The organism is Ochrobactrum quorumnocens (genome assembly GCF_002278035.1).
Taxonomy (GTDB): Bacteria; Pseudomonadota; Alphaproteobacteria; order Rhizobiales; family Rhizobiaceae; genus Brucella; species Brucella quorumnocens.
The window spans coordinates 815,267-830,320 of the sequence record NZ_CP022605.1; the positions used below are offsets into that span (position 1 = coordinate 815,267).

Here is a 15,054-nt window from a genome sequence, read left to right on the forward strand (position 1 = left end):
GAATGTTATCATGACAAAGAAACCCATTTCCGACGTCCATATGCAGATCATGTGGAACCGCCTTATTTCAGTTGTTGAAGAACAGGCCGTTACACTCATTCGTACCGCGTTCAGCACCAGTGTACGTGAATCCGGTGATCTTTCGGCGGGTGTCTTCAACCGCGCTGGCTTGATGATCGCGCAGGCTGTGACAGGTACACCCGGACACGTCAACGCAATGGCGGAAGCTGTCGGCCATTTCATCAATGATATTGGCCGTGAGAACATTTTCGAAGGTGATGTCTATATTACCAATGATCCTTGGAAGGGAACGGGGCACCTACATGACTTTACGGTTGTGTCGCCAAGCTTTCGTAAGGGTGAACTGACCGGTTTCTTTGCATGTACCGCTCACGTGGTTGATGTGGGTGGACGGGGTTTCGGGCCGGACGCAAATGAAGTTTATGAGGAAGGCATTTTCGTGCCAATCATGAAGTTCGCGGAACGCGGTGTGGTCAACAAGGATCTCGTCAATATTCTGCGCAACAACGTGCGCGAAAGCCATCAGGTTGTCGGGGATGTCTATTCGCTCGCCGCTTGTAACGAAATCGGGCATCGTCGTCTGATGGACATGATGGATGAGTTCAACCTAGATGACCTTGAAGGCTTGGCGGACTTCATCTTCAAACGCAGCTATGATGCAACGCTGGAGCGGCTCGCAGCTTTACCGCACGGGACATATTCCAACGTCATGCGGGTGGATGGCTATCATGACCCAATTGATATTGCTGTGCGCCTCGACGTACATCCCGATCATATTCTTGCCGACTTTAGCGGTACTTCCGCGCCAAGCCCCAAAGGCATCAATTGTCCGCTGATCTATTCAGCAGCCTATGCCTGCTACGGCCTGAAATGTTCGCTTGCGCCTGAAATTCCGAACAACCATGCGTCGCTGCTGCCATTCAAGATAACAGCACCTGTGGATTGTATTCTGAATGCACAACGCCCCGCACCTGTTTCTGTACGCCACGTACTTGGTCATCTCGTGCCTGATGCGGTGCTGGGTGCAGTTCATAAAATGCTGCCGGATAAAGTTCCGGCAGAGGGATCGGGCGCGCTCTGGAACCTTCATGTCAGTGCGCATCCGCTCACCGGTGTAAACGCACCAAAGGATGGCGGACATCGTGCGGAAGTGCTCTTGTTCAACAGTGGTGGTACAGGCGCGCGTCCCCAGCTTGATGGTTTGAGTGCAACAGCCTTTCCAAGTGGCGTGCACTCGATGTCTATCGAAGCGACCGAACATGTTGGACCTGTCATCTTCTGGCGCAAGGAACTGCGTGATGGATCTGGCGGTGCAGGACAATATCGCGGTGGCCTCGGACAGGTTGTCGAAATAGCCCCGATCGAAGGGCATGAGATTTACTTTAATGCTATGTTCGACCGCATCAAGCATCCGCCGCGCGGTCGCGAGGGTGGTGAGAATGGCGCTGCGGGCGCAGTCATTCTCGATGACGGCACGATCCTCAACGCCAAGGGCAGGCAGCATGTTCCTGCCGGTCGGCGTCTTATTCTGGAGCTGCCCGGCGGCGGAGGCTACGGGCCAGTTGACAGGCGTTCAGAAGAGGCTGTGCGGCGCGATTTCGAATTTGACTATGTTGTGAACGAGTAATTTTGAGAACCAAGAGGCCGCCATTTGGGCGGCTTCTTTTGTCTCACCGAGTGAAAAGAGCGTTTTAAATGAATTATGAAAATCGCCGATCATCTGGCATTCAGGCGTCTCCCAGCATGGCAGTCTCAATGGCCGCCAAAAAGCTGCGCGCTGAAGGACGAGACATTGTCGATCTCTCTTTGGGAGAGCCAGATTTTGAGCCGCCAGCCCATATTGTGGACGCCGCATGTGCTGCCGTAAAATTAGGAGGCATCCGTTATGGCGCGGCTGCGGGAAGTGAAGCACTCCGTAATGCAATCATTGCCAAGTTCAAACGAGACAATCAGCTTGATTTCAACCTTGATGAATTGACGGTCGCTAACGGTGCCAAGCAGATATTGTTCGATGCATTTCTGGCAACTCTTGAAGAGGGGGACGAGGTTGTCATTCCGACCCCTTGCTGGGTATCTTATGCAGATATTGTTTCGCTCCATGGCGGCAAACCAGTTCTTGTAGGATGCGGAGCGGAAACAGGTTTTAAACTCACAGCGGCGCTGCTTGAAGCAGCGATCACGCCGCGTACTCGCTGGCTGATGCTCAACTCCCCCTCTAATCCGACAGGTGCCGTTTACAGCGCCGATGAATATGCGCAACTGGCTTCTGTGCTTGAAAAGCACGAAAGCATTCTCATTCTTTCCGACGAGATTTATGAACATATCTTGTTGCGTGGCGTGCCTTTCGTCTCCTTTGGCAGCGTATGTCCGCAATTGCGGGAGCGCACGCTGATCGTCAATGGCGTCTCAAAAGCCTATGCTATGACCGGATGGCGTGTCGGTTACGCGGCTGGGCCAAAGGCACTGATTGCAAGTATCAACAAAATGCAGTCCCAAAGCGTCACCTCTGTCTGTGGCATTGCACAGGCAGCGGCTAAAGCGGCGCTAGATGGCGATCAGGCATTTGTAAATAGGGCTGCGAAAATTTTTAGCCGACGCGCTGATCTTGTGGCTACCCATCTGGTCCAGATTCCGCAGATTGATTTTCTCAAACCGGATGGGGCATTTTATGCCTTCATCGGACTTAGCAAACTGTTTGGCAAGAAAACTAGATCCGGTACTACGCTTAATGATGACACAGACGTTGCCAGTTATCTGCTCAACGCATTTGGCGTATCGAGTGTGCCAGGCATAGCGTTTGGTGCGCCGGGTTTCATTCGGCTATCGATTGCTGCTTCTGAAGAAGAACTCGTTAAAGCATGTTGTCGCCTAAATGATATGGTCGCCGGTTTACCTTAGAACCTAAAACAAAGCCGCAGGTCAAAACCTGCGGCTTTCGTTCATTTCTGTGCGTTAGGCAGCATGTTTGCGGGCATAAGTGCCGATCAGCGCCTCAAGCATTCCTTCTTCTTCGCTGGTCAGGTCGGAGAGAGGCGAGCGGACCGTGCCAGCATTAAACCCTTGCAGACGGACTCCGGCTTTGACTGCCGCGACAGCGTAGCCTTTGCGGCGGTTGCGGATTGCCATAAACGGATAAAAGAAGTCGTTTAGAATACGTTCGCAAATAGTGCGTTCACCTGCGCGAAGTGCTTTATAGAACTCGACCGCCAAACCTGGCACGAAGTTGAACACTGCTGATGAATATGTGGTGAACCCAGCACCCAGATAGGCTTCTGCAAAAAGTTCAGCTGTCGGCATTCCACCCAGATAGGTCAGACGATCCCCCATTTTTGCTGTGATCTGACGAACCAGTCCGATGTCGCCGACACCGTCCTTGAAGCCGACGAGGTTTGGGCAGTCATCACACAAGCGAGCAAGGGTATCAGGCTGGATTACCGAATTGTCACGATTATAGACCATAACGCCGATGCCAATCGACTGACAAACGCGCTTAATATGCTCGTAAAGTCCTTCCTGTGGTGCATCGATCAGATAATGCGGAAGAAGCAGGATACCGTCTGCACCAGCTTTCTCGGCCGACTTTGCAATGTCGATGGCAATTTCAGTACCGTAACCGCAACCTGAAACGATAGCGGTGTTGCTATTGTCTGCGGCTTCCTTCGCAGCGGATACAATAGCTGGGATTTCTTGCGGGCGCAGCGAGAAGAATTCGCCGGTCCCGCCTGCAGCGAAAAGCACCGGAGCATCGAAGCTAGAAAGCCATTCCACGTGTGCTTTGTAACTTTCAGCAGCGAAACGCCCTGCTGCATCGAAATGCGTGACCGGAAAAGAAAGCAGTCCAGAGCCGAGTTTTTGTTTGATCTGTTGCGGTTCCATATGGTGTTCCCTTTTGGAAGAAATTTCATATGGACTGTAGTAAACATAGATTATGAGTGTCAACAAGTTATATTATAAGTTATCGCGAGCCTGCCGCAGAATCGCGCGATAGCGCTTTTGGCTTCCCTTAAGATGGCTGCGCATCGCTTCGCGTGCGCCTTCTTCATCGCTAGTGGCAATAGCCTCGATAATCCGCTCATGCTCCTTATGCAGGTGGGCAATATAATTGCCGGAACTGGTATCATTTCCCGATTGCAGTGCTGCGCGTGGGATAACACCGCTACCAATCATCGTCAAAAACTCGCGAAAGCGTGGATTATTGGAGGCATCTGCGATGGCAATATGGAGAGCAAAGTCGGCTTCGGCAGTGGATTGGCCAGCTTCAAGACAAGCGAGCACCTGCCGGTGGCAAATGATGATATTCTCTTCCTGCTGTGGAGAACGCCTTACGGCAGCAAGGCCTGCGGCTTCAATCTCAACGCCCGTTCTGAGTTCCAAAAGTTCGATAACTGACGAGATACGTTCATAATTCAAATTCTGAAATGGCAGTATCTCCTGCGGCTGTGCGTCGAGCACGAACACACCCGCACCCTGTCGTGCTTCAACCAAGCCGTCTGCGCGTAAGGCAGCAATGGCCTCGCGGATGACCGTTCGGCTCACACCCATCGATTCCGTGAGCTTTGCTTCACTTGGCAATTTCATTCCGGGTTTAAAGGTGCCGGACTGGATTGCTTCCCTGAGCTCGCCGCTCACTTTGACGACAAGATTGCCGGTTATTCGGGGTGCAGGCTCGTTTTTCTTGCTCACTACCTTGATCTTTCTGAATTGGATTTTAATCTTGTAACAAGACCCGGTTCAACCGACAAGGCAGGTTTGGAAGGTGATCATATATATAGGCACTTGGGATTGAAATAGAACTCAATCCGTTGGGTGTTCTTCACTGGCGATCTGGTAGCCGTGAAGTGTATCTGCTTAACATCGTTCGGATAGGACTGTCCCATCTTCAGATTTGACGGCACGCATCTGGCCACTGGAATTATTTGAGATAGTGAATGTGAGGTCGCCCGGTGTAGGGAGATGGTTCCACACGCGCATCAATCGAGAACACCTCTTTGAGAATATTCTCGTTAATTACCTCTTCCGGCGTTCCGGACGCCACGACCTTTCCTGACAGCATAACGATCAGCTCATCGCAAAACATGGCTGCGTGATTAAGATCATGCAAAGCAATGATGCTCGTGATCGGCAGCCCGCAAACCAGTTTTAACAAGCTCATCTGGTGCTGAACATCCAGATGATTGGTGGGTTCATCTAGGATAAGTTCTTTTGGCGTCTGCGCCAGCGCTCTGGCTATATGTGCGCGTTGCTTCTCCCCACCTGACAGGCTTTGCCACTGTTCATTTTTTTTGGCCGTCATGCCAGTGCGTTCAATTGCATCCTGCACAGCCGTCTCGTCCACGATTGTCCAGCCTGAGAACATCGATCTGTGCGCAAAACGCCCAAGTCTTACGACGTCCATAACTTTGAGATTGGCATTGGTCGTTGCATGTTGCTCAACAAAAGCAACACGCTGCGCGACACTGCGCCGTGCAACCGCACTGATATCCTTTTCATCAAGCAAGACATGCCCGGAATGAGGGCGTTTTAATCCTGCGATCAGGCGTAATAACGATGTTTTTCCTGAGCCGTTTGGGCCCAAAAGCCCAAGCATCTTTCCAGGCTTCGCTTCGAAAGACACGTTGTCGATTATGATTTTCTTCCCAATTTTCCAAATTAGATTTTCGACTTTGATCGTCATGACGGGCGCTGAAACCGGTAAAGAATGAAAGAGAAAAATGGCACGCCGACAAGTGCGGTCACCACACCGATGGGGAGGACTTGTTGCGGTATCAGTGCGCGCGAAGCGATATCGGCCAGTACCATGAAGATCGCACCAACAACGACGCATGCGGGCAACAATCTTATGTGCAGCGGCCCGACGATGAAGCGTGCAGCATGAGGGACAACGAGCCCGACAAAGCCTATTGAACCAACCATGCTCACGATAGTGGCCGTCGTCATTGCCGTGAGCGCAAATAGAACAATTCGCGCGCGGCCGACATTGACGCCGAGTGAGGCGGCGGCTTCATCGCCGAAAGCAAACGCATCCAGAACATGGGCATAGAGAAGGCACGCGATAAACCCGAGGGTGATGACGACGGACACCAGCATGAATTCTGGCCAGCGAACGCCTCCGAAGCTCCCAAGCAACCAGAACATGACGTCGCGGGCCTGCTGTGCGTTGCCGGAAGTGGTAACAATGTACGATGTAGCGGCATTGAAAAGCTGCGATGCAGCGACGCCCGCCAGAATTGTGCGATCCGCACCACCCCGTGTGCCATTGGAGAGGAGCGCAACGAAGAAAAAAGCCACAAAAGCGCCAACGAATGCGCCCGCTGACAATGAAACCGCACCAGCGCCAATGCCCAAAATGACCACCGTTACAGCACCAGTCGATGCGCCAGCCGAAATACCCAAAACATAAGGCTCAGCCAGCGGATTGCGCAAAAGTGACTGCATGATCGCGCCAGAAAGAGCGAGACCTGCGCCACAAAATGCAGCCACCAACGCGCGGCTGAGACGGTAATCCCAGATCACTGTCTCATGAATCCGATTAAGCTCGACAGAACTCCATCCAAGGCGATTGGTTATCGTTGTAAACGTTGTCGATAATGGGATCGGCAAATCACCAATCCCGACGCTAATACCAACCACGAATCCGATGGCGACAAGCGAAGCGAGCAACATAATGCTGAAAGCACTCAAATGCCTTAAAGAATGGCCGGTAGCATTCACTTGAGAATACCAAGCGCTTTCAGCTGTGCTGCGACCTGTTCTGCACCATAAATTGTACGAATGGTCGGGTTCATGGCCTGTCCATCCATGACGGCAATGGCCCTGTTTTTGACAGCAGGCATCTGGCTCACTGCTGGGTCTGTGTTTAGGAAATGAATTTTAGTTTCAGGCTTGTCGAGCTCCCAACGATTACGATCGAGATTTGCAATAACAATGACATCTGGGTTGGCGGCAATAATACTTTCCCAACCAAGCGTCGGCCACTCAGCTTCCGCTTTGATGGCGTTTTTGCCACCCAGAACATCAGCGATGAAGCTTGAAGCGCCGTTTCCACCACCTAAATAGGCATCTGCCGATGGCGACGGACTGGAAAACCAGAATAGGTAAGAAAGCTTCCTGCCGCTCGCAGGAACGCTGGCGCGCAAAGCTGTTTCGCGTGCTTTGAAATCCGCAATCAGTGCTTGACCACGATCGGAGACATCGAAAATCTGCGAAAGCTCGTCGATCTCCTTATACAGAAGCTCCATGTTCCACAGCTTGTCGCGGCTGCCATACTCATCCTTGATTTGCTCTGTACTTAGACAGGTGCTCGGCGAAAGATAGGTCGCAACGCCAACCTTGTCGAAATCGTTACGTTTTGCGACTTTGCTGTTCGGTCCGATGAGGCTTGGGAGAGCTGAAGCTACGAAATCCGGATTCTCTGCAAGCATCGATTCAAAAGTTGGGAACTCAACGGTCAGAAGCTTCACTTTGGAATTGGCAACTTCAAGCTGCGGTAGAACCTTACTGGGCCAGAACGCTGTTGCCGCCATTTTGTCTTCAAGGCCGAGAAGTAACATAATCTCGGCGCTATTTTGACCAAGGCCGATAGCGTGTTCGGGCGCTTTTGCAAACGTCACTTTCGTTCCGCAATTGTCCAATATCAGTGGATACTGCGTGGCCGCTTCCGCTGGGTGGTTGTGAAGTGCAAACACGGAAAGGAGGCCCGTAGCGGCCAGAAGAGTTTTCATTGCGAACACTGATAATATCCTGAATTGTGGGTCGGGTTTACCGTTAGCCTTGGGAAACTGGCTTCTCTATAGTCTGAATGATGTTTTCGAAACAAGACTTAGTTGGTCCTGTTTTAACCCATAGCGGTCGAAGCAACTTACCAAGAGACGACAATTTTTGTATTCGCGGCAAGAATGCCTGGTGCAAAGCACCAGGATAGATAGATGCGGCCCCCGTTATGGTAGTCAACGATCCACGCGTTCGATCACTCGGCGGTAAGCGTCGGGGCGAGGGGTCGTTAAAATGACTGCTCAGAGCATTCACACGGCTATCGCTCCAACCGTCAAATCGGACTGGCTATTGACGCTCCGGCGCGATCTAAGTCACATCAATCATTCGTGTAAACTAAATCCCACAAAACAGGACTAGAGCGCCATTTCGAAACCAGCCGAGATTGCCTTACACTTGCGTTTGCTTTGGTGGGGCTTCAAAGAAGAATAGAAATTCTCTGCTGTCATTTGTAGCTGTACGATGGGTTCAGACGATGATTGAGCTACGGGGTCCCGAAGCAAGAGATGCGGTTACAGTGCAAAATCGGCTTCGGCAACTCAGTATGATAGATACATTACCTGATGATGTATGGAAGTGCTTGATCTCAAGCTAGATTGTCGAGCGATGACGCCCATCAGTCGTGAAATATGGCTGAGAGGCGCGACGTATAGACAAAGTGATTTGCGAATAGCAATTGGACATCAATTCCCTCCATGGCTACCCTCATTCACTGGCATGTTGGACTTTGAAATAGAATGCTGCGACGGCATTGCTATTCGTAGAGCCATCAGAATAGTCGCGGTTCACCTGAATGTGTCATACAAGAACGTCCCCAATAGATTTCGCACCATAATAGGGTGCGAAGAACGATTACAATTCCCAGGATGCAATGAAGACGGAAGACCTCATTACCTTATTCCTTGGGCTCTGGCACAGATGAAGACGGAACCTTATTCTGTTTCCGTGTTGGCGTCACTCGTCGCCCGTTTGCCAAATCCCCACGTTTTTGCGAGTGAACTGCGAGAGGCAGAATGGTTTGGCGAAGTCATTGGATAATAGGGGTCCAGACTCCATTTGCGACGATATTCTACTGGAGTCACGCCGTGTACACGTTGCAGATGTAACGTCATAGCCTTAAAACCCTTGCCACATTCAAGGCAAAAGACATGTGTTTCAGAGATCGACTTCTTCTTTGAAACAGCTGGAACCAGTCTTTGTTGGACGAAGTCTGAAGGATCAGGCTCTCGGGATTGAAGGTCATGCAATGCTTCCAGGACACTTTCAATTACGCCTGTTGTCTGCTGCCAGGGCAATTCATTGAATTCGAAATAGGAAGACAGGATATCGGCCGCGGCCGATGCTTTTGTTATTCGACGTTGCTTCAAAGTCATCGTCATCCTCGGTCGCCGCCCGAATTTAGGATCATCAGATTCTCTGCATTAGTCAATAACATGTTCACAAGTGCTCATTATACCAGTATTCCGGGAGAACCTTTAGATAAGCGCACGTTACGAGCGATTGACTGGTCACTGAACACTCCCATATTTAAATTAGCTGCTAAGACAGTTGGTCCGTTTTCTCTGACGGACCTGTCGGCGCATCCGCTGATCAAAAATAATTTGCCAATTCAAAGCCTCCTCACGCTCAAGTTTCGCAACGGTCCTTGAGGTCTTTTTTCAAGCCACAGAAGCCCCGTCCGCCTTTCGTCTAGCAGTGACGGATGGGTTGCCCAATAGTCAAACTCGTCGACGCACGGTCTTCGCTGGCGTTGCAGTTTGGCTTTGGCCCATCATAAACCATCCCAACTGTACCCACTTCATCAGGTTCACTTAGTACTAATATGTGTGCTTATTTCCTTTCGTAAAAATTTTCCTTTACAATGTATTTCATGATATCTTTTAATAGTGTATGACGGAATGAAGGTTATTCTTGATATATACTTTTATTAAGTGCCGGAATAAGGACTATTTATATATGGTCGCGATTGCTGCATGTATATTAAAGTTGGACGCGGTCCTTGATAGCGAATTTAGATTGACACAATCATAATCAAAGGCCGTGTTTGTGTCATTATGAAACAATAACTATTTAAGGAAATTTCCCTTAAAGATAAGAACTATTTTCGTTTATTGTCGTTAAACCACTTAAATCCTGAATCCCGTATCATGCTTCACCAAAAAAAGTAAAATAATGTCTTGTCAAAATCTTGTTTGCATACTTTTATACTGAGAAAAGTAATTACTCCGGCTGCATCATACTAATAACGAATGAAAGTGCTCTCACATCAACCTCTGTTGAAATCGAATTGTTGCAGCAAAAAAGGATTTAAATGGCGGGCCAATGGAAACAGTTTTACTGCAGTTGATTGGTGGAGTTAGCGGTGCGTCAACTTCGGGGAAAATTTTTCAGGCTTCCGATATCGGGCTGATCAGTAATGCACTCACGGGGGCGCTTGGGGGGGTCGCAGGAGGACAGTTAATTGGCACCTTGCTTGGGACTACTGCGGCTTCTTCAGGGCTCGATGTTGGAGCGATCATCGGACCGCTTATAGATGGCGCTCTTACAGGCGCACTGGCACAAGTCGCTATTGGTGCGATCGTTAGCAAGCTTCGTTTGAGCCTAAACCAAGCAGAGGGATATTCTCGTGGGCGTTCTTGATGCTGTCTGGAAGTCGGCATTAGGCGCCGCGCAAGCAAAATGCGAACAGCAACTGGCGAAGGAAAATATCGGCCCGGTGACTGCAGATCAGCAATTAAGCAAGCAATATAAAGAAACTCTAATCGATGATTTCGTCATGACAAAGGGACCAAATCTAAGATGGCACACGTCCGTCATCGATCGGATGAAAACATGCAATCTTGATAATGGCCTGGCTGCCAGAAAAAACCTCGCCGGAACAATTGCGTTTTCTGACGATGACAGCATTTCTACTGCGATGAGCCTTTGGCTTCATCGAGAGCTTTTGCTGGTTTTATCAAAAAGCAGCGAGGAATCGCTGCAATCCTATTAGATTAAATAATCGCATTCCAGGAGGAGGGAAAATGGGCAAGCGTGGACATCGTGGCAACTTTAGATTGGCTGCAGCGTGCAAAACTTTGAAAAAATCTGAACTCGAACTGGCGCATGCCCTCGGATTATCACGCGCAGCATTGAAATCAATCGACCGTAGAGATGCTCCACTATATCTTAAACTCGCACTGACAGCAATGATGGCAGAATTGGAGCCCGATCCGTTATTTGGGCCTCTGAATGATACTCGTAATCTCAGAACTGAACCACCGCATATGAAGCTTGCTGGGTAGTTAGCGAGAATCAGGGACAGGCGTCATGATTAAGCTGATCGTATTTCTCTTACTTATAATGATTGTGTCGCTCCCGACATCGGTCGTCGCGGCATCCTGCGGGGCGGGAACGTCAGCCAACAATGCTGCCGTCAAAATGCTACAACGGCAACTATCCGCTCTTCGCGCTATTGCGCGCGGACGGGGATGCAAAGATGGCGACACAGGTGGCGGGCTATTTAATGCCTGTCGTGACGTGACCCTCAAAATCAGCGAAGTCCAACAGCAACTTCGTGCGAGTGCTGGTTTAGATCGGAGCTGTAGCAGAGAACGTACCACAAATGTATCGCGAACAAAGCCGTCAAAAATCACCGCTGTATCCGCCCCGGCGTCGCAAGCCGGGATACGGCAACAGGATGGTACGCCGAGTAAGGTGCGTGGGCCGAGGAATGCGCTGCAATTCTGTGTGCGTCTGTCAGATGGATACTATTTCCCCACGCCGAACTCCCAGTTCAGCCAAAAAGGCGGGACAGATGCCGCACTCGTCCAGTGTCGCGTAATCTGTGCGACGCAAGCCATGGCTGTTTATGTTCTGGATCAGAATGAGGAAACCGCCGATATGATTTCGGTCGAGACGGGCCAATCATACGCAGACTTGCCAACAGCGTATAATTACCACGGCGAAGGAGACTTCAGACGATGCGACTGGAACGGATATGTTGCAAAAGTTAGCGGATTAATGGCCGCAAATAAGCAATCAAGAAGTCTCGCGAATGTTGAAATTCCATTGCCGGACGCCAAGCCTGCTGAAGACGATACGGCAGTCTCCCAGATTTCTCCTTTTGCCTATCGCCCGATGCCATCCAGAGAAGTGCGTATCATCGGTCCTGCCTTTATTCCTGATGTCGAGAATAAAGCGTTGGAATTACTGACTGAACAATGAAACTAAAACATGCCTCGAGAGTATCAAGAAATCGTTTCGGTCAAAAGGGCAGTGATCAAAACAGAAATTTGCGATACAGCATGACCGACTTCATTGCGATGCCACTGTGTTCGATTTTGAAACAGATCAGAAAATGGAGAGTATCCGATATGCCACAATGGCTTTCATTAAAGCCATCCAGCTAAAAACATTATTCATTCAGTCTTGCCTGCGTCCGAACCTTAATTCTTAATCGGCTCGACTGCTTATCTGCATGAACTGAGGGGTTTCGATGCAACGTCGCTTTCAAATATCTTCGGCTGCTCTTTTTTTCTCCAGTACGGCTCTGTTTTCGCTTGGATATGCAATACTGCAGCCCGATCCGGCTTTAGCGGCGTGTTCGTTTTCTCCGTCGTTAGGAAACGACACATATATCTGCGATAGCGGAACATCAGTGGGTGGTTTGACTGATACGAATGGCAATAACACGCTGTTGTTGCCTTCGGGGGGAAGCGGCACAGTCAATGGCAATGTGACGTTTGGCGCAGGCACCGACCGGATTGAGGTTCATTCCGGTACGATAGCCGGCAACGTTGTTCTAGGTGATGGCGCGGATGCATTTGTCATTTCCGGCGGAACTGTCACCGGTAATATCCAGCAGGGCAGTGGTATTGACGATTTCCGCATGACCGGGGGCGAGATTGGCTCGCTCAATCAGGGTGATGCGCTGGATACGTTCTTTATGTCTGGCGGCAGAATTGTCGATGCTTTTGATGATGGCGATTACGCCGTGATGACGGGTGGCCGCATCGGTCGCGTCAACATGAAACTCGACAACAATTATTTCAATATGTCCGGCGGCACCATCGATCGCAATCTGGTGGCGGGTTTTGGCAATGATACGATCATTATTTCCGATGGCATGATCGGCGGCAATATCAGCGTCAGCGGTGGGACGGACAGTGTCACGATCACTGGCGGGACGGTGGCCGGCGACGTTCTTATGAGCTTCGGCAATGACCAGTTCACCTGGAATGGCGGCGGCATTGTCTATGGCAATATCGATATGGGCGCTGACAGTGATACGGCTGTGCTTGCCAATCTGACCGATGCCAATATTGGCGCAACCAAGCGCCTGACCGGCGGCGACGGCGTCGATGCACTGACGTTCGATAACGTCAAGACCGGCAAGGTTGGTCGGTTTGACAGTTGGGAGACGATCAATCTCACCAACGACACCCGTCTGACTTTCGACACGACCCTCACCTTGGGCGATGCTGGTACAGGCACTGGAACGCTCAATGTCGATGCTGCCAGCACGATCTATGGTGGTTCTGCACAAAGCGGCATCAATGCGTTTTCGCCCAGTCAGCTTGCTTCGGTTTTCAACGCCGGACGTATCGATCTGACCAATGGTGGCTCAAGCACAAGCGATACCTTCACCATCAAGGGCAACTATACCGGTCAGAACGGTCTTCTGTTCGTTGATACTGTGCTGGGTGCCGATGCATCGCCATCAGACAAACTGGTCATTGATACGGGTAACGCATCCGGCTCAACCGGTATCGTGGTCAACAATGTTGGCGGCGCTGGCGCATCTACCGTCTCTGATGGCATCATGGTTGTCGAGGCGCTTAATGGCGCAACGACAGCTGGTGGTGCGTTTTCGCTTAACGGACGCGTAGCAGCTGGTGCTTACGAATATTTCCTGTTTAAGGGTGGCGTTTCCGCCAATACCAATGAAAACTGGTATCTGCGCTCGACGCTGGTCAGCGGCAGCCAACCTGCCCCTGTTGTTCCGGAAGAAAACCTGACGCCTGAAGCACCGGAAACTTCCGCACCTCCACCAGCACTGGAACAGCCGCCAGCACCATTGCCGATTGATCCGAATGATCCCGATCCCGAGGATACGTCTGCTCCGGTAACGGAAAACGCGCCTCAACCAGAGGCACCTCCGGCACCACCTCCTGCTGAGGCTGCAAATCCACCGGCCACCTCCAACGGGCAGTCAGCAACGCCGCAGATCGGTTTTGAAGGTGCTGTCCCGCCGTCGCCGGGTGCCACGCGTGTGGAAGGCGATGTCGTTCCGCTCTATCGCGCCGAGGTCCCTGTTTATTCCGCTTTACCACCTGTGGCCCATCATCTGGCACTCACGACGCTTGGAACATTCCACGAGCGCCGTGGTGAACAGGATCTTCTCAGAAGCGGCGGCTATCTGCCTGCGACCTGGGCACGTTTGTTCGGGCAGGATATCGATACGAAGTGGAAGGGCACTGTTGCACCGGGTCTTGATGGCAAGCTCTTCGGCATTCAGGCTGGTCAGGACCTTTGGGGCCGTGAAACAGATAGCGGCCATTCCGACCGCTTCGGCCTGTTCTTCGGTTATACCCGTGTGACAGGTGATATTACAGGTCAGGCGCTCGGCTGGAATGATCTTGCTGTTGGCGATCTGGAAATGACCGGCACCAGCTTTGGCGGTTACTGGACGCATATCGGTCCGCAAGGCTGGTATCTCGATGCTGTGCTGATGGGCACATGGTACGGCGGTGATGCAAGCTCGAATGAAGGGCAGAGCATCGATATCGATGGCCATGGCGTGACGGCTTCGCTTGAAGGCGGTTACCCGATTGCGCTTAGCGAAAGCTGGACGCTGGAGCCACAGGCACAGCTCATCTGGCAGAGCCTCTCGCTTGATGATCAGGCAGACCGTTATTCATCGGTATCGTTTGATTCAGACAATGCCTGGACCGGGCGCATCGGAATGCGTCTGCAGGGTGCTGAGGACACATCCATTGGCAAGCTGCGACCCTATCTGAAGGCCAATCTCTGGCAGAACTTCTCGTCCGACCAGACCGTGCGCTTTGCCACCGATCCGATTGTGACGGACCTGAAAGGCACTTCGCTCGAAGTTGGCGGTGGCCTGACCCTCGACATCACCGAGAAGGCAAGCCTTTATGCGACCGCCGATTACACCACCAATCTTGGTGGCGAACGCAACCGCATATGGGAAGGCAATATCGGGTTGAATGTGAAGTGGTGAAGTGGGCGGCCGAGGGACAGAGACCGTAACGGGCCTTC

Annotated in this window: 13 protein-coding genes; 7 read left to right on the top strand and 6 right to left on the bottom strand. The window is 51.2% G+C overall.

The window, feature by feature from the left end; all coding sequences use genetic code 11:
- Window positions 1-10: 10 nt before the first annotated feature.
- On the top strand, window positions 11-1,648 hold the full coding sequence (locus CES85_RS26120) for a hydantoinase B/oxoprolinase family protein (RefSeq protein WP_095448659.1): 1,638 nt from the start codon (window positions 11-13) through the stop codon (window positions 1,646-1,648).
- Window positions 1,649-1,716: 68 nt separating this feature from the next.
- Window positions 1,717-2,919, top strand: coding sequence for a pyridoxal phosphate-dependent aminotransferase (locus tag CES85_RS26125; RefSeq protein ID WP_095448660.1), 1,203 nt, complete (start codon window positions 1,717-1,719; stop codon window positions 2,917-2,919).
- 54 nt (window positions 2,920-2,973) lie between these two features.
- Here CES85_RS26125 and kdgD read toward each other — a convergent pair whose 3' ends face one another.
- The 6 genes from kdgD to CES85_RS26155 form a co-directional block, all read right to left on the bottom strand.
- Window positions 2,974-3,897, bottom strand: coding sequence for a 5-dehydro-4-deoxyglucarate dehydratase (gene kdgD / locus CES85_RS26130; RefSeq protein ID WP_095448661.1), 924 nt, complete (start codon window positions 3,895-3,897; stop codon window positions 2,974-2,976).
- Between the two features lie 72 nt (window positions 3,898-3,969).
- Window positions 3,970-4,704 (bottom strand): FadR/GntR family transcriptional regulator, encoded by a 735-nt coding sequence (locus tag CES85_RS26135; RefSeq protein WP_095448662.1) that lies wholly within the window; start codon window positions 4,702-4,704, stop codon window positions 3,970-3,972.
- A gap of 229 nt (window positions 4,705-4,933) precedes the next feature.
- Window positions 4,934-5,695 (bottom strand): ABC transporter ATP-binding protein, encoded by a 762-nt coding sequence (locus CES85_RS26140; RefSeq protein WP_095448663.1) that lies wholly within the window; start codon window positions 5,693-5,695, stop codon window positions 4,934-4,936.
- Window positions 5,692-6,684: a FecCD family ABC transporter permease gene (locus CES85_RS26145; RefSeq protein ID WP_095448664.1), complete on the bottom strand. Its 993-nt coding sequence runs from the start codon at window positions 6,682-6,684 to the stop codon at window positions 5,692-5,694. The genes CES85_RS26140 and CES85_RS26145 overlap by 4 nt, the downstream gene beginning before the upstream one ends.
- Window positions 6,685-6,728: 44 nt before the next feature.
- Window positions 6,729-7,742, bottom strand: coding sequence for an ABC transporter substrate-binding protein (locus CES85_RS26150; RefSeq protein WP_404905046.1), 1,014 nt, complete (start codon window positions 7,740-7,742; stop codon window positions 6,729-6,731).
- A 981-nt stretch (window positions 7,743-8,723) separates the two neighbouring features.
- The gene (locus CES85_RS26155; protein WP_095448666.1) at window positions 8,724-9,170 is read right to left on the bottom strand and encodes a Ros/MucR family transcriptional regulator; all 447 of its coding nucleotides are present in this window, start codon (window positions 9,168-9,170) and stop codon (window positions 8,724-8,726) included.
- A 943-nt stretch (window positions 9,171-10,113) separates the two neighbouring features.
- Between CES85_RS26155 and CES85_RS26160 the strand changes: the two genes are divergently transcribed.
- The 5 genes from CES85_RS26160 (at window position 10,114) to CES85_RS26180 (ending at window position 15,016) form a co-directional block, all read left to right on the top strand.
- Complete coding sequence (locus CES85_RS26160; protein ID WP_095448667.1) at window positions 10,114-10,431, top strand: hypothetical protein; 318 nt, start codon at window positions 10,114-10,116, stop codon at window positions 10,429-10,431.
- The gene (locus tag CES85_RS26165; protein ID WP_157743530.1) at window positions 10,418-10,783 is read left to right on the top strand and encodes a DUF3597 family protein; all 366 of its coding nucleotides are present in this window, start codon (window positions 10,418-10,420) and stop codon (window positions 10,781-10,783) included. The genes CES85_RS26160 and CES85_RS26165 overlap by 14 nt, the downstream gene beginning before the upstream one ends.
- 31 nt (window positions 10,784-10,814) lie before the next feature.
- Window positions 10,815-11,075, top strand: coding sequence for a hypothetical protein (locus CES85_RS26170; protein ID WP_095448669.1), 261 nt, complete (start codon window positions 10,815-10,817; stop codon window positions 11,073-11,075).
- 25 nt (window positions 11,076-11,100) lie between these two features.
- Entirely contained in the window at window positions 11,101-11,997 is an 897-nt protein-coding gene (locus CES85_RS26175; protein ID WP_095448670.1) for a DUF2865 domain-containing protein, read from the top strand.
- Between the two features lie 271 nt (window positions 11,998-12,268).
- Window positions 12,269-15,016, top strand: coding sequence for an autotransporter family protein (locus tag CES85_RS26180; protein WP_095448671.1), 2,748 nt, complete (start codon window positions 12,269-12,271; stop codon window positions 15,014-15,016).
- Window positions 15,017-15,054 lie beyond the last annotated feature (38 nt).

Excerpts from the sequence above, each read along its gene's own strand:
- CES85_RS26120 (WP_095448659.1), top strand. The coding sequence starts at position 11 with ATGACAAAGAAACCCATTTCCGACGTCCATATGCAGATCATGTGGAAC.
- CES85_RS26125 (WP_095448660.1), top strand. The coding sequence starts at position 1,717 with ATGAATTATGAAAATCGCCGATCATCTGGCATTCAGGCGTCTCCCAGC.
- kdgD (WP_095448661.1), bottom strand. The coding sequence starts at position 3,897 with ATGGAACCGCAACAGATCAAACAAAAACTCGGCTCTGGACTGCTTTCT.
- CES85_RS26140 (WP_095448663.1), bottom strand. The coding sequence starts at position 5,695 with ATGACGATCAAAGTCGAAAATCTAATTTGGAAAATTGGGAAGAAAATC.
- CES85_RS26145 (WP_095448664.1), bottom strand. The coding sequence starts at position 6,684 with ATGTTGCTCGCTTCGCTTGTCGCCATCGGATTCGTGGTTGGTATTAGC.
- CES85_RS26150 (WP_404905046.1), bottom strand. The coding sequence starts at position 7,742 with ATGAAAACTCTTCTGGCCGCTACGGGCCTCCTTTCCGTGTTTGCACTT.
- CES85_RS26155 (WP_095448666.1), bottom strand. The coding sequence starts at position 9,170 with ATGACGATGACTTTGAAGCAACGTCGAATAACAAAAGCATCGGCCGCG.
- CES85_RS26160 (WP_095448667.1), top strand. The coding sequence starts at position 10,114 with ATGGAAACAGTTTTACTGCAGTTGATTGGTGGAGTTAGCGGTGCGTCA.
- CES85_RS26170 (WP_095448669.1), top strand. The coding sequence starts at position 10,815 with ATGGGCAAGCGTGGACATCGTGGCAACTTTAGATTGGCTGCAGCGTGC.
- CES85_RS26175 (WP_095448670.1), top strand. The coding sequence starts at position 11,101 with ATGATTAAGCTGATCGTATTTCTCTTACTTATAATGATTGTGTCGCTC.
- CES85_RS26180 (WP_095448671.1), top strand. The coding sequence starts at position 12,269 with ATGCAACGTCGCTTTCAAATATCTTCGGCTGCTCTTTTTTTCTCCAGT.